A 21,777-nucleotide genomic window follows, 5' to 3' on the forward strand; every position below is an offset into this window, starting at 1 on the left:
GCAGTGGCCACCGTTTCGGATGTTTTACCTGCCCTGGCGCGAGACGGCGCAGGGCAGGTACGCAGGCGCCGGATCAACGCCGAAATGGAGCTATCAGGAGCGGGCTTTTTGATCGGCCCGGTGCCGCTTCAACTTTCGCCGGCAGCCTGGTCATCATCGCCGAAATAGAAGCTGTAATCCGGCAGCGAATGGAACGCGCTGCGCAGCGCATCGCCCCAGCTTGAAGAGATCGCCTGGAAATAGGGATCGTCGTGGGTGATCCGCCGCGTATGCGTCGGCGCGAACCCGTCGCGTTCTATCACCATCAGATCGAGCGGCAGGCCCACGGAAAGGTTCGCCTTCAGCGTCGAATCGAACGACACGGTCAGCAGCTTCACCGCATCTTCGAAGCTCATCGCCCGGTCGTATCCGCGGATCAGGATCGGGCGACCGTACTTCGTCTCGCCGATCTGGAAGAAAGGTGTGTCGAAGCTGGCTTCGATGAAGTTTCCTTCGGGATAGATCAGGAACAGGCGCGGCTCCATCCCGTCGATCTGCCCAGCCAGGATGACCGACGCGGTAAAGCGGCCCCGCCCGCGATCGCCGTTGGCCAGCTGGCGTTCCTCGATCGTCGCCCGCAAAAGCTGCCCGATCTCGGTCGCGACCTGAAACATGCTCGGCGCTTCCAGCAACGAATTGTGCCGGTCGTCGGGCGCCTTGGTCCGTTCTTCGAGCTGGCTGATGACCGCTTGGGTTGTCGCGAGATTGCCCGCGGTCATGACCGCCAGCATCCGTTCGCCCGGCACCTGCCAGTGGAACATCTTGCGGAACACCGAAATGTTGTCGACGCCCGAATTGGTGCGAGTGTCGCTCATCAGGACAAGGCCCTTGTCGAGCACCATGCCCACGCAATACGTCATTACTGATCCACCTGCTGCTGTTCGACCGCGACATCGACGTCGAGATTTTCGCTCGCCGCGCCGAAGCTGATCCCCGTGATCGGCGCCGCGTCGCGATAATCGCGGCCGGTCGCGACCCGCACATAGCGCGGATCGGGGCTGATCCCATTGGATATATCGAACCCGACCCAGCCCAGCCCTTCGACGTGCGCTTCCGCCCAGGCGTGGGTCGCGTCCTGTTCGACCCGGTCGTTCATCATCAGATAGCCACTGACATATCGCGCGGGGATCTGTGCCGCACGCGCTGCGCCGATGAACACGTGGGCGTGATCCTGGCACACGCCCTGCCCCGCCTCCGCCGCTTCTTCCGCAGTCGTGTCGACCCGCGTGCTGCCCGTCCGGTACTCGACCTCGCTGCGGATGCGCCCGGAAAGCGCGTGCAGGAAATCCAGCTTGGCATCCGGTCCGCAATCGAGATCGCGCAGGATGCGCCGAACCGCGTCGCCCGGCCGGGTCAGCCGCGTCTGCGCGAGAAAGCTCCACAAGGGCAGGTGTCCCGAATGATGGCCGATCACGCCGGCATTGTCTTCGGTGTCGACCGTTCCCGAACAGCTGACGACGACTTCGCGCACGCCCTGCTCGACCGCGATCAGGGTGACGTGGTTGAAATGCTGATCGTCATATTCGAGCTGGGGCACGGCGTTTTCGTATTCCATGTCCCAGGTCAGGATATCCTGCCCCTGCGTCGCCTTCGGCGTCAGGCGCAGCCGCTGCAATGCATGAACCACCGGTTCGGCAAATGCGTATCGCGTTCTATGGCGTATCGACAGGCGCATGGGTCAGCTCAGAAACCTGTAGTCTTCGGCAATGCCCTTGGCGATGGCGTTGTTCGCCTGCGTGAAATGGCGCAGGAAATCGTGCAGGCCGCGTTCGAAAATGCCGTCGATGGTGAGATCGGACAGCCGCGTCGCGCTTTCGCGCATCAGTGCGTTGCTTTCCCCTTCGCGGCCATGCATCCGCGCCAGCGCGGCCAGCTCTTCGCGCAGCGCGGTGTGACAGAAGGCGAGGCTGCGCGGGAAACGGTCGTCGAGGACGAGGAACTCAACGATGACGCGGGCATCGATCCGCCCGGCGTTGAGCCAGCGGAACGCGCGATCGCCCGATACCGACCGCAGGACCTGGTCCCACTGCCCGGTGTCGAGGCTGGTGCCGACGTAGGATAGCGAGGGCAGAAGCAGGTAGTATTTCATGTCGAGGATTCGGGCGACACAATCCGCCCGTTCCACGAACGTGCCCGCCCGCGCGAAATGGAACCCTTCGTTGCGCAGCATCGAACCGCTCATCGCGCCGTGCACGACCGTCCCCGCCCGCCGGATGATCTGGACTGCTTCGCCCACGCTGTTCTGGGCCAAGGGCCGCGCGAGCAGGCGGGAAATTTCCATCCAGCTTTCGTTGATCGCTTCCCACAGTTCGCCGCTGATCGCATTGCGCACGGCGCGCGCGTTGGTGCGCGCGGCGCCGATCATGGCCAGAACACTGGTGGCATTGTCGGGGTCGCGCAGCAGATAGTTCCACGCCTGATGGCCGGTATAGGTGCCGTGCTTGTTCTCGTACCCGGCGCGCTGGCCGAACGCCTCGATGACGGATCGCCATTCTTCTTCCGCCGTCGCGACATCGCGGGTCAGCGCCATGTGGAAACCCGCCTCCAGCAGGCGTGCGGTGTTTTCGGCACGCTCCAGACAGCGGCACATCCAGAACAGGCCGTGAGCGGTTCGACCTAGCAAGAGCGCCTCCCGACCATCAGTCCTTCAACACCCAGGTATCCTTGGTCCCGCCGCCCTGGCTCGAATTGACGACCAGCGAGCCCTTGCGCATCGCCACCCGGCTCAGCCCCCCCGGCACGATCTCGATCCCGTCGGGCGACACCAGCACGAACGGGCGCAGGTCGACGTGGCGCGGGGCCAGCCCGCTGCGGGTGAAGATGGGGCAGGTCGAAAGCGACAGCGTCGGCTGGGCAATGTAGTTTTCCGGCCGCGCCGTCAGCTTTTGGCGAAACGCGGCCAGTTCGCGCTTCGACGCGGCGGGGCCGATCAGCATCCCGTACCCGCCCGATCCGTGGACTTCCTTCACCACAAGATCGGCCAGATTGTCGAGGACGTAGGCGAGGCTGTCGGGGTCGGCGCAGCGCCAGGTGTCGACATTGGGCAGCAGAGGCTTCTCGCCGGTGTAGAACTCGACGATCTCGGGCATGAAACTGTAAATCGCCTTGTCATCGGCGACCCCCGTGCCCGGGGCATTCGCGATCGTGATCCCCCCGGCGCGATAGACATCCATGATCCCCGGTACGCCCAGCACCGAATCCGCGTTGAAGGTAAGCGGATCGAGGAAATCGTCGTCGACACGGCGATAGAGGACATCGACCGGTTCATATCCGCGCGTGGTGCGCATCGCGACCCGTCCGTCGGCCACGCGCAGGTCGCTGCCTTCGACCAGTTCCGCCCCCATCTGATCGGCGAGGAAGGCGTGTTCGAAGTATGCGCTGTTGTAAATGCCGGGGGTGAGCACGGCGACGGTCGGCTTGCCCGTAGTGCCGGCCGGTGCACAGGCCGCCAGGCTTTTCGCCAGCCTGCGGGGATAATCGGATACCTGGCAAACCGGGATGCGGGTGAACAGTTCGGGGAACATGGCCATCATCGTCTCGCGATTCTGGAGCATGTAGCTGACGCCCGACGGGGTGCGTGCGTTGTCTTCGAGGACATAGAAATCGTTCGGCCCCGTCCGCACCAGATCGATCCCGACGACGTGGGTATAGACCCCGCCCGGCGGGGTGAAGCCGACCATGTTCGGTAACCAGGCGGGATTGTCGCGCAGCAGCCGTTCGGGGATCCGCCCGGCGCGCACGATTTCCTGGCGGTGGTAGAGATCGTGAATGAACGCATTGATCGCGCTCACCCGCTGTTCGATCCCGCGGGTCAGGCGGCGCCATTCGCTGGCGGTGATGATCCGCGGCACCATATCGAACGGGATCAGCCGTTCTTCGGCCTCGTTCTCGCCATAGACGTTGAAGGTGATGCCGGTGCGGCGGAAAGCGGTTTCGGCATCGCGATGCTTGCGCATCAGCACATTCGATTTCTGATCGTCGTACCAGTTGCGGTAATCGCGGTAGGCCGGACGAACCGAGCCGTCCTCGGCCCGCATTTCATCGAATTTAGCGTCCGCCTCGTACATGAACCTCCTTGCCGCGATCGCGGACACGGAGTGCAGCCTACATGGGCCGGTCCGCATGCCAAGTAAAAGATTCAGACTTCGTCGAGTTCCCGCAACACCGCATGAATCGATTCGGGGGAGTAGGTGAAGCCCATGTGAGTGCAGCGCAGGGCGATCGCCCGATCGCGCTCGCAATCGCGCCCCCGGGCGCTGCGCGGGCTGACGATCCCGTCACGCGGGCTCCACAGGGCGACGGTGGCGACCGGCGGCTTTTCGCAGATGTCGGTTTCGATGGGGGGCTGATCGACCCGGTGCCCGGTCACGAACTGATAGACGCGCCAGGCATGGTTGGCCCGCGGATCGCCCGAAAACGGCGACCCCATCGTGATCACCTTGGCCACGCGATCGGGATGGCGCTTGGCGATTTCGCGCGCGAACAGGCCGCCCAGGCTCCAGCCGACCAGATAGACATCGCGTCCGTAGCGTTCGTGCACCTCGATCAGGCGCCGTTCCAGATAACGGATATTGTCTTCCGTCGGACCGAAGTTGACGCCCAGCCCCCACCGTTTCGCCTTGTGCCCGGCTCGCTCGATCAGACTCGCCATATAGCGCATACGAATGGGATGGGTCGCGAAGCCCGGCAGCAGCATCACGGTCCGCGGGTGTTCGGCCCGGGGAATGTCGATCTGGCGAAAGGGCCGCCGAACCGGTTCGGCCAGATGCGACAGCTCGCCGAGCAGATAGCGCAGTTTCGGCCTGCCGTGCGCCTCCGCTGCCGGTTCGCTGGCAAGCTCCCACCGCTGCACCAGCTCTTCGCGAGAGCTGGGCAGTTGCGAGAAAGACGAGGGGGCGGATGATGTTGCCATGGGACCGTTATGCCGTTGCTGGGATAATGGTCGCTGAACGGCTGCGTTCCCGCCGTTCCCTGGCGTGCCCGTCTGCCCCCCTGATGGTCCGGGCTGCGACCGGTTCAGGGACAATCGCCAATGCGTTCCGACTTGACCTGCATCGTCATCCGCATTTCGCCGCCGGGAATGGCATCCGATTTCTGGCTCATCGCCATGCGCATCGTGCTCGATTCCGCTTCGACCGTACCGTCGATCGTCATGTCGGCGCTCACGCCGCCGGGGCCCGAACAGGTCAGGGCGGCATCGAGGTCGCTACCCTGCGCATCGAACTGCGAAAATTCGCACGAAACGCCCTCATCGCCTTCGCCCAGGCGCTGCACGATCCGGCGGAAGCCTTCGTCGGCCTGTTCCTGGGTGAGGCACTGGGTCGTGTCTTCGCCCTGCAGCCCGGCGGCCATTTCGCGCATCCGCGCCGCCTGATCGGGCGAGATGCCGGGAATCTCGAAATCGACGATCTCCGCGTTGCTGCGATAGAGGCCGGGCCGCGGCTTCACCAGTTTGTCCGCCGCAGCGATCACTTCTTCCGCGGTCTTCGGTTCATCCGGCTCGTTGCCGCAAGCCGCCAGCGCCAGCGCGCCCCCCACAACCAGTACCATCGCGCGCATAACTATTGCTCCTTGCCGGATTTTTCCTTCGGCTTAGCTACCAAGCGGACGCCAGACTGCCAAGCGCTTGCCGCGCGCCGCGTGCGGGCCCATATCGCCAGACATGGCCGAACTCGTCATCCGCCGGGGTCTTGAAGAACCCGATACGTCCGAAAGTTTCACTCCGCACAAGCCGCAGCGGCCGGAAAAGAGCATGGGCGGGCGCAAGTTCGAACTTGTGTCCGAATATCAGCCCGCCGGCGACCAGCCAGCTGCAATCCGCGAGCTGACTGGCGCAGCCAACGAGGGTGAGCGAACCCAGGTCCTGCTGGGCGTGACCGGGTCGGGCAAGACCTTCACCATGGCCAAGGTGATCGAAGAACTGCAGCGCCCGGCGCTGGTGCTGGCGCCGAACAAGATTCTCGCCGCGCAGCTCTATGGCGAATTCAAGAGCTTCTTTCCCAACAACGCAGTCGAATATTTCGTCAGCTATTACGATTATTACCAGCCGGAAGCCTACGTCCCCCGGTCCGACACTTACATCGAGAAAGAAAGCTCGGTGAACGAGGCGATCGACCGGATGCGCCACAGCGCCACGCGCGCGCTGCTGGAACGCGACGACGTGATTATCGTCGCTTCGGTCTCATGCCTCTACGGCATCGGTTCGGTCGAGACGTATTCGGCGATGATCTTCGACATCAAGAAGGGCGAAACGGTCGACCAGCGCGAGCTGATCCGCAAGCTCGTCGCCCTGCAGTACAAGCGCAACGACGCCGCTTTCGCGCGCGGCAATTTTCGCGTGCGCGGGGACAGTCTGGAAATCTTTCCCAGCCACTACGAAGACACGGCCTGGCGAGTCAGCTTCTTCGGTGACGAGATCGAGGAGATCAGCGAATTCGATCCGCTGACCGGCAGCAAGGGCACCCGGCTGGACAAAGTGCGCGTCTACGCCAATTCGCACTACGTCACCCCCGGGCCGACGATGAAGCAGGCGAGCGAGGCGATCCGGTTCGAACTGACCGAGCGGCTGAAGGAACTTCATGCCGAAGGGCGCCTGCTCGAAGCCCAGCGGCTGGAACAGCGGACCAATTTCGACCTGGAGATGATCGCCGCGACCGGCAGCTGTGCAGGGATCGAGAACTATTCGCGCTTTCTGACCGGCCGCCTGCCGGGCGAACCGCCGCCCACCCTGTTCGAATATCTGCCGGAAAACGCCCTGCTGTTCGTTGATGAAAGCCACCAGACGGTGCCGCAGATTGGTGCGATGGCGCGCGGCGACCACCGGCGCAAGCTGACCCTGGCCGAATATGGCTTCCGCCTGCCGAGCTGCATCGACAACCGCCCCTTGCGCTTCAACGAATGGGACGCGATGCGCCCACAGACCTTCGCCGTGTCCGCCACGCCCGGCGGTTGGGAAATGGAGCAGACGGGCGGCGTCTTCGCCGAACAGGTCATCCGCCCGACCGGATTAATCGATCCGCCGGTGGAGATCCGCCCGGTCGAAGATCAGGTGCAGGACTGCATCGCCGAAGCCAAGGCCACGGCGGAAAAGGGCTATCGCACCCTGGTGACCACGCTGACCAAGCGGATGGCGGAAGACCTGACAGAGTTCATGCACGAACAGGGCGTGCGGGTCCGCTACATGCATTCGGACGTCGAAACGCTGGAACGTATCGAGCTGATCCGCGACCTTCGCCTGGGCGTGTACGACGTGTTGATCGGCATCAACCTGCTGCGCGAGGGGCTGGATATTCCCGAATGCGGCCTGGTGGCGATCCTCGATGCCGACAAGGAAGGCTTCCTGCGGTCGGAAACCTCGCTGATCCAGACCATCGGCCGCGCCGCGCGCAATGTGGACGGCAAGGTCATCCTCTATGCCGATCGCGTGACCGGATCGATGGAACGGGCGATGGCCGAAACCGAGCGCCGGCGCGAGAAGCAGCGCGCCTACAACGAAGAACACGGCATCACCCCGCAGACGATCCGGCGCGAGATCGCCGATATCGTTGCCCACACGGCATCGAAGGACGGCGTGACCGTGGACCTGGAGGCGGAGGACGGGCGCAACAACCTCGTCGGCCACAATCTGCGCGCCTATATCGAGGATCTGGAAAAGAAAATGCGCGCCGCCGCCGCCGATCTGGAGTTCGAGGAAGCAGGCCGCCTGCGCGACGAAATCCGCCGCCTCGAAAACGACGAACTCGGCCTGGCCGATGGCGAGAAGAAAGCCCCCCTCGTCGGCCGCAGCAACGAAGGCAAGCCCGGCACCCGCAAGCTGCGCTACGGCAAGACCCAGCGCAAGTGGGGGAAATAGGTCTGGGATGGCCAGCATCCGTCCGCAGCGTTGCACTCCGAGTTATCGAATGAACACAATCAGGCAGCGGAGGTTCGGGAGCGGCCGCCATGATCATGGCTTTTACATCCAGGGAAACCCAGCGCATCTGGGAAGGCCGGCGCAGCAGAAAACTGCCGCCGGACATCCAACGCCGCGCGCTGGCCACGCTGGCGATGATCGACGGGCGGACTTTCTCGACGACCTGAGAAATCCGCCCAGCAACCGCCTTCACACGCTGACCGGAGATCGCGCCGGCCAGCATTCGGTTTCAAGCAATCGGCAATGGCGTATATGTTTCACTTGGAAAGGCGGAAATGCGCATGACGTCGAAATCGTCGACTACCACTGATTCCGACTGGCTGCACAACCCGCACGCCGGCGAATTGCTGCTGTCGGAATTTATGACCCCGCTCGACCTCACCCCAGCCGCTTTGGCCGAAGCCATCGCCGTCGATGCTGCGCGGATCGTCGCTGTGATCGAGGGGGCAACCCGCATCGACGGTGAACTCGACCTGCGGCTCACACGCTATTTTCGAATGTCGGAGGGTTTTTTCCTCCGCCTCCAGGACCAGTTCGAAATCCGCGAAGGCAAGCGCGCGCTCGATGGCGAGCTGGAGCGGATCGTACCGCGCGCCGCATAACTTCGTCGCGCCCGATTTACCTCGCGCGCGCGCTTTGCCATAGCTGCGCCATGATCTTCCGAACCTTGCTGGCCGCAACGACGGCTTTCGCCCTTCTCTCTCCCGCCGTCGCGCAATCGGACGATGGCGAAGACGTGTCTGAGGCAAAGGAAACCTACAAAGCCAATTCGGCCAGCCGCACCTTCACCGGCACGTTCGGCGGGCGCAGCCTGCGTTATACCGCGACGGTCGAAGAGCAGGTTCTGAAGGGCAACGACGGTACGCCCAAGGCGGCGATTGTCACCACTGCCTATATCGCCGAGCCGCGCGATCCCTCGCGCCCCGTCACGTTCCTGTTCAACGGCGGCCCCGGCTCCGGCTCGGTATGGTTGCAGATGGGCGCTTTCGGGCCGCAACGGGTCGCCATCCCGTCCGATGCGCGCGACGACGGCGCGCCCCCCTTCCCCATCGTTCACAACCCGGAATCGATCCTCGACGTCACCGACCTCGTCTTCATCGACCCGGTCGGCACGGGGTTCAGCCATACCATCGGCGATACGAAGGGGGAGGAATACTGGGGCGTCACCAAGGACGCCAAATCGGTCGCCGCCGTCATCCGCAAATGGATCGGCGACAACGGCCGCTGGAACAGCCCCAAGTTTCTGGGCGGCGAAAGCTATGGCACCACCCGCTCCGCCGCGGTCGTGCACGAGCTGGAGGGCGGATACAACGACGTATCGCTCAACGGTGTGATCCTGATTTCCACCGTCCTCGATTTCGGCGCCGGGGCGGAAACGCAAGGGGCGGAGCTGGGCTATATCACCACGCTGCCGACAATGGCCGCGACCGCGCTGTACCATGGCAAGGCCACCGCACCATCGGTCGAACAGTTCGTGGAGGAAGCGCGCCAGTTCGCAATCGGCCCCTACGCCGCCTTCCTGCTGAAAGGGCAGAACGCGCCCGCCGGCGAACGTGCGGCGGTGCGCCGCGAGCTGGCCCGTTTTACCGGCCTTTCGGAACAGTTTCTGGAACGTGCGGACCTGCGCGTTTCCTCGCGCCGGTTCTACAAGGAACTGCTTCGGGACCGCGGCCTGACCGTCGGCCGGCTCGACAGCCGCTATACCGGCGTGGACTACGACAGCGCTGGCGAGGCACCCGACAACGATCCCAGCTTCTACGGCATCGACGGCGGGTATGCCGCCGCGATCAACCACTTCATGCGCGATACGATCGGCTATCGCACGCAGCGCGATTACGTGACGATCGGCAGCGTCGGCCCGTGGGACTGGCGGATAGAAGGTGGGCGCGACACCAACGCCTATCTCAACGTCGCGCCGTATCTGGGCAAGGCCATGCGCGAAAATTCGGGGATGCGAATTCTCGTCGCGCAGGGATGGTACGATTTCGCCACGCCGTTCTTCGCCGCCGAATATGCGTTGACCCGCACCGGTTTCCCGCAGGACCGGATCGAATGGCAGTACTACGATGCCGGCCACATGATGTATATTCGTGACGAGGATCGCCGGAAGCTGTCCGACGATGTCCGCGCCTTCATCCGCGCGCGCTGATCGGGTGGTGCGCCGGCTGGTATTCTGCGCGGGGCTGCTCGTGCTGGCAGCGTGCAAGCCGCCTGCGGTCGACGATTACGTCGAACGGGTGGCGCTGGACGAAGCGAAGACCCACGCCAGCGAGCCGCTGCCCTCGCCCGACACCACCGGGGCCCTATGGGCGGAAAGCGATCGCCCGGGGCGCATCCTTTATGGCAAGCCTGGTGCAGAACCCCTGCTCTCGCTGGCGTGCGAGGAAGGGGCAGACAATCCGCGCATCCATGTCACCCGCTATGTCGCGGCCGATGCCAAGGCGAAGGCCATTCTGGCGCTGATCGGCAACGGCCACGTCGCGCGCGTCCCGGTCGATGCGACATGGAACGGGCGCGCATGGCTGTGGGAAGGATATATCGAGGCGGAAGATCCCGGGCTGGACGTGCTGACCGGATTACGCCGGATCGAGGCGACCGTCCCGGGCGGGGGAACGGTCGAAATTCACCCTAGCGCCCGCCCCCAGCATCTGGTCGAAGTTTGTCTTGGCCAGCGCCAGCCGGATGATCCGGTGCCGCCTGTGCAAGAGTGACCAGCGCATCGGGGCCGAGGACTTGCGGCAGCTGCCGTCCTTCCTCGCCCGGTTCGTACCAGAGATAGAGCGGAACGCCCGCCGCGCCGTGGTTCGACAGGAATTCGGTGATGGCCGGATCGCGCCGCGTCCAGTCGCCCCGCAGGGTCACCACGCCGGCGCGCTGGAAAGCCTCGCGCGTTGCCTCACGCTCGATCGCGACGCTTTCGTTGACCTTGCAGCTCACGCACCAGTCGGCGGTGAACCAGACGAAGACGGGCCGGCCCGTGGCGCGCGCATCGGCGAGCGCGGATTTGCTGAAGGGTGTGGGATCGAGCAGGCTTTCCGCCACTTCAACTTCTTCGCTCACCACGCGGGGGAGGAAGGCGATTGCAGCCCCGGTGACGAGCAGCGCCGCGAGCAGTCCGGCCCAGGGCCGCGCAGCGAAGCGGCGGCGGCCCAGAACCGCGAGGATGACGACGATAACCGCAGCCAGGGCGGCGGCGCCCCAGCCGAATGTCGTGCCGCCCAGCCGGAAACACAGCCACAACAGCGCAGCCGCCGTCAGCGCCATCGGGACGGACATGATCCTGCGGAACGTTTCCATCCACGGCCCCGGCCGGGGGAGGAGCCGGCGCAGCGCCGGAATCAGACCGATGGCGAGGAACGGCAGGGCAAGCCCGAACCCCAGCGAGGCGAACAGCAGCAGCGCCTCCACCGGCGGAAGGATCAGCGCCGCGCCCAGCGCCGCCGCCATGAACGGGCCGGTACAGGGCGTCGCCACGAACGCTGCCAGCACCCCGGTGGCGAATGCGCCAGCAGGTTCGCCCCGGCGCGTCAGCGAAAACGAGGGCAGATCGAACAGGCCCGCGAGATTGGCGGCAATCGCCGTCGCCAGCGCCAGCAGCCCGATCACCACCCCCGGTTCCTGAAGCTGGAAGGCCCAGCCAACCGCCTCGCCGGCGGAACGCAGCGCCAGCAGCAGGGCGCCCAGCCCGATGCAGGCGATCAGCACGCCCGCAGTGTAGGCCAGCCCTTCGCGTCGCGCCTCCGCCTGGCTGCCGCCGGCTCTCGCCAGGCTGAGCGCCTTGAGGCTCAGAATCGGGAAGACGCAGGGCATGATATTGAGCAGCAGACCGCCCGCAATCGCTCCGGCCACGAGAATCCAGAACGGCGGGATCTCGCGCACCGGCACCGGATTTCCGGCATTGGGCACAGCCCCCGGAACCGCAGTGAACCGCACCCCGACATCGCGAGAAAACGCCAGAATCCCATCCAGCCGGGTCGGCGCGGGCTCGCGCACGATTTCTGCCGGGAGATTGAGCTGATCGAGCGGGATTTCCGCGATCAGCAGGTCGCCTTCGCGGAAGAACGTCTGCTGCCTGGCATAGGCCGGACGCAGGCCCCGGCCCAGTTCCCGTTCTTCGACGAACAGATGCGGTTCGGAAAGATCCATATCGACCGGCAGCGGGATGCCGATCCGCAGAAGGCGATCCTCGATCGCGAAGTTCGCGCGGCTGTCCAGCGTCGGCGCGATAGAGGCGCGCCAGCGCACGAAGCGCGGATCGTCCTCCGCCGCGGCGGGATCAAGCTCCAGCTCGGCCCGCTGGGGAACGCACAGCTTGTCGGTACACGCGAGATAGTCGGCAACCAGGCCAATCGGGTCGATCGCTTCGACATCGGCGCCGCGCGGGACGCGGATCGGCACCAGAACGGTATAGGCGCCTTCGTAAACGTGGTTCATCAGCCCGCCGATCACGAGCCGGCGCGGCACCGGATAGAGCGGTTCGCCCGCCGACCAGCCGCGCGGCAGATCCCACGCGAGTTCCATGCCCAGGCCCGCGTCACCCGGATTCGACCAGTAGCCGTGCCATTCATCGGTTCGCGGCACGAAATGGAGCGCCAGCATCCATTCGCCGCCAGCCGTCGGCCCGCCGTCGGCGATCAGTTCGGCCCGGATATTGTCGTCGGAGATCTGGGGCTGCGCCGCCGCACCTGCGGGCATCAACAGGGCCAGCGCAGCGAACAGCGCCAGCACGGCCCGCGCGAACCGACGCGCCCCCCCGTCCATTGTCCTTGCTTCGATCACAGGCATGGCCCTAGGACGGCGGAAGGATTACCGCAACGAGAAGGCGATGAACGACACCCGCGACCTGTTGATCCTGGGCGGTGGCCTGGTGGGCATGACCCTGGCTCTGGCGGCAGCGCGTCAGGGGATGTCGAGCCACGTGGTCGATCGCGCCGATCCGGCGGAGCTGACGGCGGAAGGGTTCGACGGTCGGGCGAGCGCGATTTCCACCGCAAGCTGGAACCTGTTCACCAATATCGGCCTGGCATCGGCGCTGGAACCGCACGGTTGCCCCATCGAAACCATTGCGGTCGCCGATCAGCTGCGGCCGGGCAGGATCGATTTCCGTCCCCAGCCGCACGAAGGATCGCTGGGCCGCATGTTCGCCAACCGCACCTTGCGCCTCGCCCTGTTCGAAGCGGCTGCGCAGGAACCGCTGATCGCCTGGCACCCGAAAGCGGAAGTGGTCGCGCGCGAGCGGGGCGAACACGCGGTTTCGGCCCGGCTATCGGATGGGCAGACGCTGCGGGCCGCGCTGATGATCGGGGCGGAAGGCCGGATGTCCCCGACGCGGGAGGATGCCGCGCTCAAGGTCGCAAAGTGGCAATACGGCCATCGCGCGATTATCGCGGGCCTCGAACATGCCCTGCCCCACGACGGCGTGGCATGGGAAATCTTCTATCCGGCCGGCCCTTTCGCACTGCTGCCCATGCGCAGCACCGACGGATCGCACCGGAGCGCGCTGGTCTGGACGGTGGACGAGAAGGATGCCGCCGGCACGCTGAAGCTGTCGGACCGCGCCTTCCGCGCCGAGGCGGAGAAGCGGATGGGCGACATCTTCGGCGGCGTGCTGGCGGTCGGCCCGCGCTCTTCCTTCCCGCTCGGTTTCCATCACACCGCGCGAATAACCGGCGAACGTCTGGCCCTGGTGGGCGACGCCGCCCACGGCATCCACCCGATTGCCGGCCAGGGGCTCAACCTCGGCCTGCGCGATGTTGGCGCGCTGGTGGAAGTGCTGGCCGAAGGGGCGCGGCTCGGCCTCGATCCAGGCGATGCGCAAATGCTGGCGCGATACGAACGCTGGCGCGGGCTCGATTCGTTCATGGTCGCACTGGCGACCGATGGCCTCACCCGGCTGTTCGGCGTTCCCGGTCGAACGGCGTCCGCCGTCAGGCGGGCTGGAATGGCGGGCGTTCAACGGATTCCAGCGCTGAAGCACTGGTTTATGGACGAGGCACGCGGCGTATCCGGCGACGTGCCGGCGCTCATGCGCGGATAACTTATTCGTCCTCCGCCGGATTTTCCGCCGGGCTGGGCTGTTCGATCTGATTGCCCGACCCGTCGCGCAGGCGCCGGGGCTCCAGAACCGCCGAAGTTTCGATCAGGTCCAGCGCCTGCCGGGCGGTGACATAGCGTTCGGCATCGGCAATCCAGCGCTCCGCCTTGGCCGCGCCCGGCATCTTGCCCACTTCTTCGATCGCCTTGTTCACGCGCCCGCTTTCGAGAAAGAACCGCGCCCGTTCTATCCGCCGCTGCGGTTGCGGCGACGGGGTGGTTTCACGGCGTATGACGAACAACTGCCCGAATTCGTGGCCGATCCGTTCCAGAAGCGGGGCGTCCGTCGCCTCGGTCAATTGCGGGGTCAGCCCTTCGAGGCGGGCGACGAGAACGTCGAGGGTCACCGGATTGCGCGAAAATTCGATGATCGTGGCCACGGCATTGGGCTTGGCATCGCCGAACCGCAGGCGCAGCTGATCGGCGAGGTAGCCCAGCTCCGCCCCGCGATCGAGCGCGCGCCGGGTGGCGAAAGCGATCAAAAGCCCTTCGGCCCGCGCTGCGTTGCCCGCTGCCGCCTGGGCCTGAAGATCCAGCCGGGCCAGCCGCTGTTCGGCCGCGGCCAGCCGCTGATCCAGACCGCCCTGCTGTTCCGCAACCTGCTCCACCCGCTCTTCCGCAGCCGTGGCCGGCGTAGCGGAAGGCGAAGGGAGCGGTGTTGGCGCGGGCGAGGCGTCGCCGGCAACCGGTTCGGCAAGCGCCCCCGCCGCCGGCTGCTCGTCACCGAAGCCGAAATCGACGCCCGACCGCCAGGCGAAATAGCCGACCAGCAGGGCGCCCAGCAGGAAAGCAGCCGTCGCGACCGCCAGAATGGGCTTGAACGAGCCACTGGAAGGGGTTTTGTCTGCGTATCTGTCCATCGAAATCCGTTCTGCGACCTGCATACCCTTGCAGGTGCCGACCCTAGCCGGTCAATGGCACATGTCGCGCGCCAATGCCAGCAAGGCCGCATCGGTGGGCTGAGGGGCGCAGCGCACTTCGCGCCAGCCCGGCCCGGCAAGGTCGGCGATTCGCGGCGCGAGGGCCGCGATGGCGACTCCCCCCCGCCCCACGCCGCACCGGTCGCATTCCTGGGCGAAATGGCGCGCAGCCTCGCCCGAATGCAGCAATACCAGCGCCCCATGACGAAGACGTTGGGCAAGATCGGGCGGAAGCTGGCGGTAATCCACGCGATAGACGATGCGCGTTTCGATGGCGACGCCCCTCGGGGGCGACAGGGGGCGATGGCGTTCCCCGGCGAGGCGCAGGAGACGGATCGGCGCATGAGGCCGCAAGGTTTCGACGAGCGGTTGCAGGCCGCCTTCGCCCACCGTTTCCACCCGCAATCCGGCTTCGCGTGCCGCGCTGGCCGTCGCTTCCGCCACGACATGCGCCGGGCGGCCCTGCCACCGGGTCAGCGCCGGCCCGGCATGGCGCACTGCATTGGCGCTACCGAGCAGCAATGCATCGAAATCGGCATCGCCGGGCGCATCCCACTTCAAGGGAGCAACGGCCGCCAGCGGATGCCCCCGGGTGCGAAGTCCTATCGCCTCTGCCGCCTCGAGGGTCGCCGACAAGCCCGGCTCGGGCCGGACAACGATGATCGGCAGGCTCATGCCGGGCCGACGAAATGCGCCGAGATGCCCGCTGTGGCCCGGGCCAGCAGGTCGGCGGCGAGCGCTGCGGGGGCCGCGCCATCCCCGGGGACAACGCGGCAGTCGCCCTCCACCCGCTCGTTGCCATCGGGACTGAACAATATCGCGCGCAGACGAATGGCATCGCCCTCGCGGATCGACAGCGCCGCCACCGGACTGTGGCAAGTCCCGCCCAGACTGGCCAGAAGCGCGCGTTCGGCCATGACGCTGGCGCGCGAGAATCCGTCGTCGATTGCTGCGATCAGCGCGTGTGCGCGGGCATCGTCTGCCCGGCATTCGATACCGATCGCGCCCTGCGCTGGCGCGGGAATCCAGTCATCGGGATCGAGCGGGGTCCCCACCCCGTTTTCGCCCAGCCGCCCAAGCCCCGCCGCGGCGAGCAGGGTCACCTCCGCCTCCCCCGCAGCGAGCCTGGCCAGTCGCGTGGCGACATTGCCGCGAAAGGTCACGATCTCGCAATCGGGCCGGTGATAGAGCATCTGCGCCGCACGGCGCGGTGCGCTGGTTCCCACCCGCGCCCCGCGCGGAATTTCCGACACGCTGACCGCACCGATCAAAACGTCGCGCACATCGGCGCGCGGCAGGATGGCCGCGATCGCCAGACCATCCGGCCGCAGCGTCTCCACATCCTTCATCGAATGGACTGCGCCGTCGATATGCCCTTCGCCAAGCCACTGATCGAGTTCCTTGGTCCACAGCGCCTTGCCACCGATTTCGGCCAGGGGGCGATCCTGCACCTTGTCGCCACTGGCGCGTACCGGCACCAGTTCGATCGCGCTTTCGGGCCACCCGTGCGCGGCGCACAGCCGCGTCCGCGCCTCGCGCGCCTGAGCCATTGCAAGCGGCGATTGACGGGTTCCGAGGCGAAGCTTTGGCGGTTCGATCATGAGCGATGCTTGCCCTAGCGAGCCAATTTGTTCAGGGAAAGCGGCATGGGGATCGTGCTTGGCATCGAATCGAGCTGCGACGAGACTGCAGCCGCCCTCGTCACCACCGACAGGCGGATCGTGGCGCAGCGCATCGCGTCGCAGGATGCGGAACACGCGCCCTATGGGGGCGTGGTGCCGGAAATCGCCGCGCGCGCCCATGCGGAACGGCTGGCCCCGATGATCGCCGCAGTGATGGAAGAAGCCGGGCAGGACCTTTCCGATCTCGATGCGATCGCCGCCACCGCCGGCCCCGGCCTGATCGGTGGGGTAATGGTCGGGCTGGTCAGCGCCAAGGCACTGGCAATGGCCGGCGACGTGCCGCTGATCGCGGTGAATCACCTGGAAGGGCACGCCCTGTCGCCGCGCCTGGCCGATGCCGACCTTGCCTTCCCTTACGCGCTCCTGCTCGTTTCCGGCGGGCACTGCCAGATCCTGCGGGTCGAAGGGGTGGGGCAGTATCGGCGGCTGGCGACGACGATCGACGATGCGCTGGGCGAAGCGTTCGACAAGACGGCAAAAATTCTCGGCCTCGGCTTCCCCGGCGGCCCGGCGGTGGAGCGGCTGGCGCGCGAAGGCGATCCGGGCGCCGTGCCCCTGCCCCGTCCGCTGGTCGGTAGCGGAGAACCGCATTTCAGCTTCGCCGGGCTCAAGAGCGCAGTCCTGCGCGCGAAGGAAAGCGGGCGCCACCGCGATGCGGACATTGCCGCCAGTTTCCAGCAGGCGGCCCTCGATTGCGTCGTCGACCGGCTGGCCGTGGCGTTCGAGGGAATCGCGCCGGTCCCTGCACTGGTGGTCGCCGGAGGGGTCGCCGCCAATCAGGCGATTCGCGGCGCGCTGGAAAGTTTCGCCGCCGAACGCGGCCTGCGCTTCGTGGCTCCGCCGCTGCCGCTGTGCACCGACAATGCGGCGATGATCGCATGGGCCGGCTGCGAACGGCTGGGCCAGTCCGATCCTCTCGACATAGCGGCACGGCCGCGCTGGCCGCTCGATCCCGATGCGGAACCGGTCCGCGGCGCGGGGTACAAGGCATGACCGCAACCGGTAAGGCACCGATTGGCGTGATCGGCGCAGGGGCCTGGGGCACCGCGCTTGCGCAAATGCTCGCTTCGGATGGGCGCGAGGTACGCCTGTGGGCGCTCGAGCCCGAACTTGTCGAGCGGATCAACGCCGATCACCGCAATCCGGTCTATCTGCCGTCGGCCGAACTCGCGCCGACGATCCGCGCGACCTCCACGCTCGGCGACCTGGGCGATTGCGCCACCATTCTGGCCGTCACGCCGGCCCAGCATCTCGGCAAAGTGCTGGGCGGCCTGCGCGCCGCGCCGCGCGATCTGGTGCTGTGCAGCAAGGGGATCGAGGCAGGCAGCGGGCGCCTGATGAATGCAGTGGTGACAGAAGCAGCACCCGACAGCGAAGTCGCCGTGCTTTCCGGCCCGACTTTCGCGCACGAGGTGGCAGCCGGCCTGCCGACCGCCGTGACGCTGGCCTGTGGCGGCGGGGAAGATCAGTGGGACCGGCTCGCCCCTGCCATCGCCCGCCCTTCGTTTCGGCCTTATTATTCGGATGACGTCGTCGGCGCGGAAATCGGCGGTTCGGTCAAGAACGTGCTCGCCATCGCCTGCGGTGTGGTCGACGGCCTCGGCCTGGGGCAGAACGCCCGCGCCGCGCTGATCGCGCGCGGCTATGCCGAAATGCTGCGGTTCGGGGAAGCGCTGGGCGCACGGCCCGAAACGCTTGCCGGATTGTGCGGGCTGGGCGATCTCGTGCTCACCTGCTCATCGACCTCCAGCCGCAATTTCTCGCTCGGGAAAGCGCTGGGCGAAGGGCAGTCCGCGCAGAGCCTGATGGCCGACCGGCGCACCGTGGCAGAAGGAGCCCATACCGCGCCCGTGCTGACCGAGCTGGCCATGCGCCACGGCATCGCCATGCCGATCGTCGCCGCCGTCTATCGCTTGCTGGGTGGTGCGCCCGCGCGCGAAATCGTCAGCGAACTGCTGGCCCGCCCGCTGCGGTCGGAACAGGATGAACCCGGCGCGCAGGATTCCCCTGCGTGAGCGAAACCGCGCAACAGGGGGATATCGCCGCGCTGGCGAAAGGCGGCCGGACGAATTTCTTCGGTTTCCTGCTGCGGCTGGCCGCGCGGCTGCCGTTTCTGTTCATTGCCGGCCGCCTTTATGGCGCGGAAGAACTTGGGCGGTTCGCATCAGCGCTGGTGGTGGTGGAACTGCTCGCGCTGGTCTGTTCGATGGGCGAGAAGCGCGGGCTGGCGCAGCGCCTGTCCGAAGGCGAGGACGTGCGCCCCGCCAATCTGGTGTTCGACGGGCTGCTGCTCGCGCTGCTGCTGTCCTGCGCGGCGGCGGTGTTCCTGTGGTTCGTGCCCGCGCCGATGTTCCCGGCTGGTGAATACGGCACGCTGGACAAATTGCTGGTCACCGCGATCCCGGCATATGCGCTGACCGAAATCCTCCTCGCGGCCCAGGCCTACCGCTACGACATTGCGACGACGGTGCGCGCACGCGCGATTGTGGAGCCGTGGACGATCTCGATCATGGCCGGCGTCTTTTTCTACCTGATCCCGCGCTCGGGCCTGTCGCTTGCCTATATCGCCTCGATCTATGCCGGGCTGGCGGCCGCGGCCTGGCCGTTCCTGCGGACATACGGGCTGCCCCGCAACTGGCGCCCCAACCTGCCCGACATGTGGCGCATGTCGACCCGCGCCTTCCCGCTTGCGACAGCCGATGCGATCGAATGGGGCACGCGCCGGCTGGACATCTTCATTCTGGGCCTGTTCGCCGCGCCCGCCGCGGTCGGCATCTATTACGTCGCGCAACAGGTCGCGAGCCTGCCGCAGAAGCTGAAGACCAGCTTCGAACCGATCCTGGGCCCGGTGATCACGCGCAATCTGAAGGAAAACAATTTCCCGGCGATCGCGAAGCAGGTCTGCCAGGTCGGCTTCTGGATCGTGGCCGCCCAGGCCGGGATTGCGCTGGCGCTGGGCGTTCCGGGCGAAGCGGTGATGGGCCTGGTCGGCCCCAATTTCGTGGGCGGGACCGGCGCGCTTTCATTCCTGCTCGCCGCCGAAGTCGTGGCCGCAACCGCCGTCGTGTCGGAGGCCGCGCTGGTCTACGTCGCGCGCAAACGCAATCTCGCCATCTCGCTGGCGACCATCGCCTTCCAGGGCGTTCTGACGGTTGCGGCGATCATGGTGGTCGAACGGATGGAGCTGGGCGAGCCGTACAAGGCGGCCGCCGCGGCGATTTCGCTGATGATTGCCCTTGGCGTTGCCTCGCTCGCCAAGGCATGGCTGCTGTCGCGCATTCTGGGCGAGCGGGTGAACAACTGGCGCTGGGCGCTGGTCTGGGCGGCGGTGCCGGCCATCGCGGTGGGTTACCTGGCGACCCGTATGCCCGAATGGGCCGAGCTGATTTTCGGCATCCCGCTGATCCTGCTGATGTATGGCTGGGTCATATGGCGCAAGGGCTTCGGACCCGAAGATCGCGTGCTGTTTCGCCGCAACGTCGGCAGCGACGACGAACCGCCAACCGCATAGACGGGCGCGTTCCGCGCCCTGCTCTCCCCGGTCCCACTGCCGCCGCGATTGCGCCGGGCGCGGGCAGGCTTTATGGCGCCGGCAATGCCCCTGCGTCCGACCATAGCCATCGTTGCCGGAGCGCTCGTCACGGCGGCGCTCGCGCTTATCGGCGCCACGATGTCGGCGCAGGATATCCAGTCCGATCTGGAACGTCGCACTGCCGAAACGATAGAGCGCACCGGTGGGACAGGCGTGCGCGCGCATTTCACCTCCCCTTCCGGCTGGGCGTCGCGCCATCCGCTTCTGGAAAGCGACGGCAGCCTGGACGAAGGCAAGCGCGCCGAAGTCGCCCGCGCGATCGCGGCGATCCCCGGTGTCGGGGGCGTGCGCTGGGCGGATGGGGAGGCCCGTGCGCAAGTCGCGGGCATCGAATATACGCCGATGCATTGCCAAGAAGACGTGGACGCCCTGCTCCGCGCCCGGACGGTCCGCTTCGAACAGTCGCGCAGCGCGATCGACCGGTCGAGCCAGCAGTTGCTCGACGAAGTGGCTGCCGCGCTGCGCCCCTGTCTCGGCAGCATTATCGCGATTACCGGCCACACCGACAGTTCGGGGACCGAGCCCGGCAATCTGGCGCTTTCGCGCGAACGGGCCGAAGCCGTCCGTCAGGCCCTGATCGCGCGCGGCATCCCCGGCGATGGGCTGCGCGCACGGGGCTTCGGCTCCAGCGAGCCGGTGGAGGGCCTGGCCCCCGCCGACCCGGCCAATCGCAGGATCGAATTTTCGGTGATCGCGACCGAGCCGCTGGAAATTGCGCCTGTCGATGTTCCGGGGGCACGCTGAATGGCACTTTGGTTCGAACTGATGGTTATGCTGCTGGTCACATACGCATTCGGCCTGGGGGCCGGCTGGCTGGTGTGGGGCCGCGTGTCGAAAGACCTGGGAGAATGATCGCATGATGCAGATAGTGCAGACGTGGTGGCCGTTTTTCATCGCCGCCCTGGTGTTGGGCATTGCGGTGGCCTGGTGGGTGTTCCGCCCCTCGCGCAGCGCGCGGGTGATCGATCGCGATGCGGCGGACGTTCTGGACGAAGGCGCAGCCCACGCGTCGCGCAACCAGGCGTTGATCGATGCCCCGCCCGCGGCAGCTGCCCAGCCGCCCGTCGTCCCGCCCGGCGTGGCCGGGACAGGCACGGCAGTGGCCGCGGCGGTCGAAGCCCAGCAGACGAGGGATCTTCAGGAAACCACCGACGAAGGAAGTGCCGCTGTGGGCGACGCTGACCAGGATACGCCGGCCCCGCCCGCGCCGGCCGCCGAACCAGCACCCGAACCCGCACCTGCCGGGGCCGACGACCTCACCCGCATAAAGGGTGTCGGTCGCAAGCTGGACGAGCTTCTCCGGTCGCTCGGCGTTACCGGCCTGGCACAGATTGCGGCGTGGACCGATGCCGATATCGACCGGATCGACGCCCAGCTCGGCCGCTTTCAGGGTCGCATCCGGCGCGATGGCTGGGTGGAGCAGGCACGATTGCTTTCGTCGGGTGATACTGCGGGTTACGAGGACAAGTTCGGCAAGCTCTGACGCCGCTGCCGAGGTAGTGGACGGGAACATTTCGCCTGTTCGGGATTTATTCGATT

At 66.4% G+C, this 21,777-nt stretch carries 22 protein-coding genes; 12 read left to right on the forward strand and 10 right to left on the reverse strand.

Translation table 11 applies throughout. The features are described from left to right. Window positions 1–128 precede the first annotated feature (128 nt). From AM2010_RS09045 to AM2010_RS09070, 6 genes are all read right to left on the reverse strand, one after another. The gene (locus AM2010_RS09045; protein WP_047806786.1) at window positions 129–899 is read right to left on the reverse strand and encodes a proteasome-type protease; all 771 of its coding nucleotides are present in this window, start codon (window positions 897–899) and stop codon (window positions 129–131) included. Then, window positions 899–1,714 (reverse strand): transglutaminase family protein, encoded by an 816-nt coding sequence (locus tag AM2010_RS09050; RefSeq protein WP_047806787.1) that lies wholly within the window; start codon window positions 1,712–1,714, stop codon window positions 899–901. Before AM2010_RS09050 ends, AM2010_RS09045 begins: the two co-directional genes overlap by 1 nt. A 3-nt stretch (window positions 1,715–1,717) precedes the next feature. Next, window positions 1,718–2,662, reverse strand: a complete 945-nt coding sequence (locus AM2010_RS09055; protein WP_047806788.1) for an alpha-E domain-containing protein — start codon at window positions 2,660–2,662, stop codon at window positions 1,718–1,720. A gap of 16 nt (window positions 2,663–2,678) precedes the next feature. After that, complete coding sequence (locus AM2010_RS09060; protein ID WP_047806789.1) at window positions 2,679–4,106, reverse strand: circularly permuted type 2 ATP-grasp protein; 1,428 nt, start codon at window positions 4,104–4,106, stop codon at window positions 2,679–2,681. A gap of 71 nt (window positions 4,107–4,177) precedes the next feature. Continuing rightward, the gene (locus AM2010_RS09065) at window positions 4,178–4,951 is read right to left on the reverse strand and encodes an esterase/lipase family protein (protein WP_047806790.1); all 774 of its coding nucleotides are present in this window, start codon (window positions 4,949–4,951) and stop codon (window positions 4,178–4,180) included. A 104-nt stretch (window positions 4,952–5,055) separates the two neighbouring features. Beyond that, window positions 5,056–5,598, reverse strand: coding sequence for a DUF3617 domain-containing protein (locus tag AM2010_RS09070; RefSeq protein WP_047806791.1), 543 nt, complete (start codon window positions 5,596–5,598; stop codon window positions 5,056–5,058). A 103-nt stretch (window positions 5,599–5,701) separates the two neighbouring features. Between AM2010_RS09070 and uvrB the strand changes: the two genes are divergently transcribed. From uvrB to AM2010_RS09095, 6 genes are all read left to right on the forward strand, one after another. Next, window positions 5,702–7,891, forward strand: a complete 2,190-nt coding sequence (gene uvrB, locus AM2010_RS09075) for an excinuclease ABC subunit UvrB (RefSeq protein ID WP_047806792.1) — start codon at window positions 5,702–5,704, stop codon at window positions 7,889–7,891. Between the two features lie 89 nt (window positions 7,892–7,980). Further along, the gene (locus AM2010_RS14490) at window positions 7,981–8,118 is read left to right on the forward strand and encodes a hypothetical protein (RefSeq protein ID WP_338047428.1); all 138 of its coding nucleotides are present in this window, start codon (window positions 7,981–7,983) and stop codon (window positions 8,116–8,118) included. A gap of 29 nt (window positions 8,119–8,147) precedes the next feature. Next, window positions 8,148–8,261, forward strand: coding sequence for a type II toxin-antitoxin system RelE/ParE family toxin (locus AM2010_RS14495; RefSeq protein ID WP_338047426.1), 114 nt, complete (start codon window positions 8,148–8,150; stop codon window positions 8,259–8,261). Next, the gene (locus tag AM2010_RS09085) at window positions 8,233–8,553 is read left to right on the forward strand and encodes a HigA family addiction module antitoxin (protein WP_047806793.1); all 321 of its coding nucleotides are present in this window, start codon (window positions 8,233–8,235) and stop codon (window positions 8,551–8,553) included. The genes AM2010_RS14495 and AM2010_RS09085 overlap by 29 nt, the downstream gene beginning before the upstream one ends. Before the next feature lie 50 nt (window positions 8,554–8,603). Further along, the gene (locus AM2010_RS09090) at window positions 8,604–10,100 is read left to right on the forward strand and encodes a S10 family peptidase (protein ID WP_047806794.1); all 1,497 of its coding nucleotides are present in this window, start codon (window positions 8,604–8,606) and stop codon (window positions 10,098–10,100) included. Next, window positions 10,072–10,662 (forward strand): hypothetical protein, encoded by a 591-nt coding sequence (locus AM2010_RS09095; protein WP_047806795.1) that lies wholly within the window; start codon window positions 10,072–10,074, stop codon window positions 10,660–10,662. Before AM2010_RS09090 ends, AM2010_RS09095 begins: the two co-directional genes overlap by 29 nt. Here the strand turns inward: AM2010_RS09095 and AM2010_RS09100 are convergent. Continuing rightward, a complete protein-coding gene (locus tag AM2010_RS09100; RefSeq protein WP_236699498.1) occupies window positions 10,580–12,736 on the reverse strand; it encodes a protein-disulfide reductase DsbD family protein in 2,157 nt (718 codons plus the stop codon). The genes AM2010_RS09095 and AM2010_RS09100 overlap by 83 nt on opposite strands. A gap of 40 nt (window positions 12,737–12,776) precedes the next feature. On the opposite strand from AM2010_RS09100, the gene AM2010_RS09105 reads away from it, so the two are divergent. Beyond that, complete coding sequence (locus AM2010_RS09105) at window positions 12,777–13,988, forward strand: FAD-dependent monooxygenase (RefSeq protein WP_082132989.1); 1,212 nt, start codon at window positions 12,777–12,779, stop codon at window positions 13,986–13,988. Between the two features lies 1 nt (window position 13,989). On the opposite strand, the gene AM2010_RS09110 is transcribed toward AM2010_RS09105, so the two are convergent. From AM2010_RS09110 to hemC, 3 genes are read right to left on the reverse strand one after another with little or no spacing between them, the layout of a single operon-like run. Then, complete coding sequence (locus tag AM2010_RS09110; RefSeq protein WP_047807852.1) at window positions 13,990–14,904, reverse strand: hypothetical protein; 915 nt, start codon at window positions 14,902–14,904, stop codon at window positions 13,990–13,992. A 51-nt stretch (window positions 14,905–14,955) separates the two neighbouring features. Beyond that, window positions 14,956–15,639 (reverse strand): uroporphyrinogen-III synthase, encoded by a 684-nt coding sequence (locus AM2010_RS09115; RefSeq protein ID WP_047806798.1) that lies wholly within the window; start codon window positions 15,637–15,639, stop codon window positions 14,956–14,958. Continuing rightward, window positions 15,636–16,565 (reverse strand): hydroxymethylbilane synthase, encoded by a 930-nt coding sequence (gene hemC, locus AM2010_RS09120; RefSeq protein ID WP_082132856.1) that lies wholly within the window; start codon window positions 16,563–16,565, stop codon window positions 15,636–15,638. Before hemC ends, AM2010_RS09115 begins: the two co-directional genes overlap by 4 nt. Before the next feature lie 45 nt (window positions 16,566–16,610). On the opposite strand from hemC, the gene tsaD reads away from it, so the two are divergent. The 5 genes from tsaD to AM2010_RS09145 all read left to right on the forward strand — a co-directional run bounded on the left by tsaD (window position 16,611) and on the right by AM2010_RS09145 (window position 21,721). Continuing rightward, the gene (tsaD, locus tag AM2010_RS09125; RefSeq protein ID WP_047806799.1) at window positions 16,611–17,639 is read left to right on the forward strand and encodes a tRNA (adenosine(37)-N6)-threonylcarbamoyltransferase complex transferase subunit TsaD; all 1,029 of its coding nucleotides are present in this window, start codon (window positions 16,611–16,613) and stop codon (window positions 17,637–17,639) included. Continuing rightward, complete coding sequence (locus AM2010_RS09130; RefSeq protein ID WP_047806800.1) at window positions 17,636–18,661, forward strand: NAD(P)H-dependent glycerol-3-phosphate dehydrogenase; 1,026 nt, start codon at window positions 17,636–17,638, stop codon at window positions 18,659–18,661. The genes tsaD and AM2010_RS09130 overlap by 4 nt, the downstream gene beginning before the upstream one ends. After that, on the forward strand, window positions 18,658–20,157 hold the full coding sequence (locus AM2010_RS09135) for a lipopolysaccharide biosynthesis protein (protein ID WP_047806801.1): 1,500 nt from the start codon (window positions 18,658–18,660) through the stop codon (window positions 20,155–20,157). The genes AM2010_RS09130 and AM2010_RS09135 overlap by 4 nt, the downstream gene beginning before the upstream one ends. 84 nt (window positions 20,158–20,241) lie before the next feature. Next, window positions 20,242–20,982, forward strand: coding sequence for an OmpA family protein (locus AM2010_RS09140; RefSeq protein ID WP_047806802.1), 741 nt, complete (start codon window positions 20,242–20,244; stop codon window positions 20,980–20,982). Window positions 20,983–21,094: 112 nt separating this feature from the next. Then, complete coding sequence (locus AM2010_RS09145; RefSeq protein WP_082132857.1) at window positions 21,095–21,721, forward strand: hypothetical protein; 627 nt, start codon at window positions 21,095–21,097, stop codon at window positions 21,719–21,721. The last annotated feature ends 56 nt before the right edge of the window (window positions 21,722–21,777 follow it).

It is taken from the genome of Pelagerythrobacter marensis (assembly GCF_001028625.1).
GTDB lineage: Bacteria > Pseudomonadota > Alphaproteobacteria > Sphingomonadales > Sphingomonadaceae > Pelagerythrobacter > Pelagerythrobacter marensis.

What these genes read in the sequence shown, in the direction of transcription:
- AM2010_RS09060 (WP_047806789.1), bottom strand. Translation starts at nt 4,106, where the DNA reads ATGTACGAGGCGGACGCTAAATTCGATGAAATGCGGGCCGAGGACGGC.
- hemC (WP_082132856.1), bottom strand. Translation starts at nt 16,565, where the DNA reads ATGATCGAACCGCCAAAGCTTCGCCTCGGAACCCGTCAATCGCCGCTT.
- AM2010_RS09145 (WP_082132857.1), top strand. Translation starts at nt 21,095, where the DNA reads ATGATGCAGATAGTGCAGACGTGGTGGCCGTTTTTCATCGCCGCCCTG.
- AM2010_RS09105 (WP_082132989.1), top strand. Translation starts at nt 12,777, where the DNA reads ATGAACGACACCCGCGACCTGTTGATCCTGGGCGGTGGCCTGGTGGGC.
- AM2010_RS09100 (WP_236699498.1), bottom strand. Translation starts at nt 12,736, where the DNA reads ATGCCTGTGATCGAAGCAAGGACAATGGACGGGGGGGCGCGTCGGTTC.
- tsaD (WP_047806799.1), top strand. Translation starts at nt 16,611, where the DNA reads ATGGGGATCGTGCTTGGCATCGAATCGAGCTGCGACGAGACTGCAGCC.
- AM2010_RS09110 (WP_047807852.1), bottom strand. Translation starts at nt 14,904, where the DNA reads ATGGACAGATACGCAGACAAAACCCCTTCCAGTGGCTCGTTCAAGCCC.
- AM2010_RS09090 (WP_047806794.1), top strand. Translation starts at nt 8,604, where the DNA reads ATGATCTTCCGAACCTTGCTGGCCGCAACGACGGCTTTCGCCCTTCTC.
- AM2010_RS09130 (WP_047806800.1), top strand. Translation starts at nt 17,636, where the DNA reads ATGACCGCAACCGGTAAGGCACCGATTGGCGTGATCGGCGCAGGGGCC.
- AM2010_RS09140 (WP_047806802.1), top strand. Translation starts at nt 20,242, where the DNA reads ATGCCCCTGCGTCCGACCATAGCCATCGTTGCCGGAGCGCTCGTCACG.
- uvrB (WP_047806792.1), top strand. Translation starts at nt 5,702, where the DNA reads ATGGCCGAACTCGTCATCCGCCGGGGTCTTGAAGAACCCGATACGTCC.
- AM2010_RS09050 (WP_047806787.1), bottom strand. Translation starts at nt 1,714, where the DNA reads ATGCGCCTGTCGATACGCCATAGAACGCGATACGCATTTGCCGAACCG.
- AM2010_RS09115 (WP_047806798.1), bottom strand. Translation starts at nt 15,639, where the DNA reads ATGAGCCTGCCGATCATCGTTGTCCGGCCCGAGCCGGGCTTGTCGGCG.
- AM2010_RS09070 (WP_047806791.1), bottom strand. Translation starts at nt 5,598, where the DNA reads ATGCGCGCGATGGTACTGGTTGTGGGGGGCGCGCTGGCGCTGGCGGCT.
- AM2010_RS09065 (WP_047806790.1), bottom strand. Translation starts at nt 4,951, where the DNA reads ATGGCAACATCATCCGCCCCCTCGTCTTTCTCGCAACTGCCCAGCTCT.
- AM2010_RS14490 (WP_338047428.1), top strand. Translation starts at nt 7,981, where the DNA reads ATGATCATGGCTTTTACATCCAGGGAAACCCAGCGCATCTGGGAAGGC.
- AM2010_RS09095 (WP_047806795.1), top strand. Translation starts at nt 10,072, where the DNA reads ATGTCCGCGCCTTCATCCGCGCGCGCTGATCGGGTGGTGCGCCGGCTG.
- AM2010_RS09045 (WP_047806786.1), bottom strand. Translation starts at nt 899, where the DNA reads ATGACGTATTGCGTGGGCATGGTGCTCGACAAGGGCCTTGTCCTGATG.
- AM2010_RS09085 (WP_047806793.1), top strand. Translation starts at nt 8,233, where the DNA reads ATGACGTCGAAATCGTCGACTACCACTGATTCCGACTGGCTGCACAAC.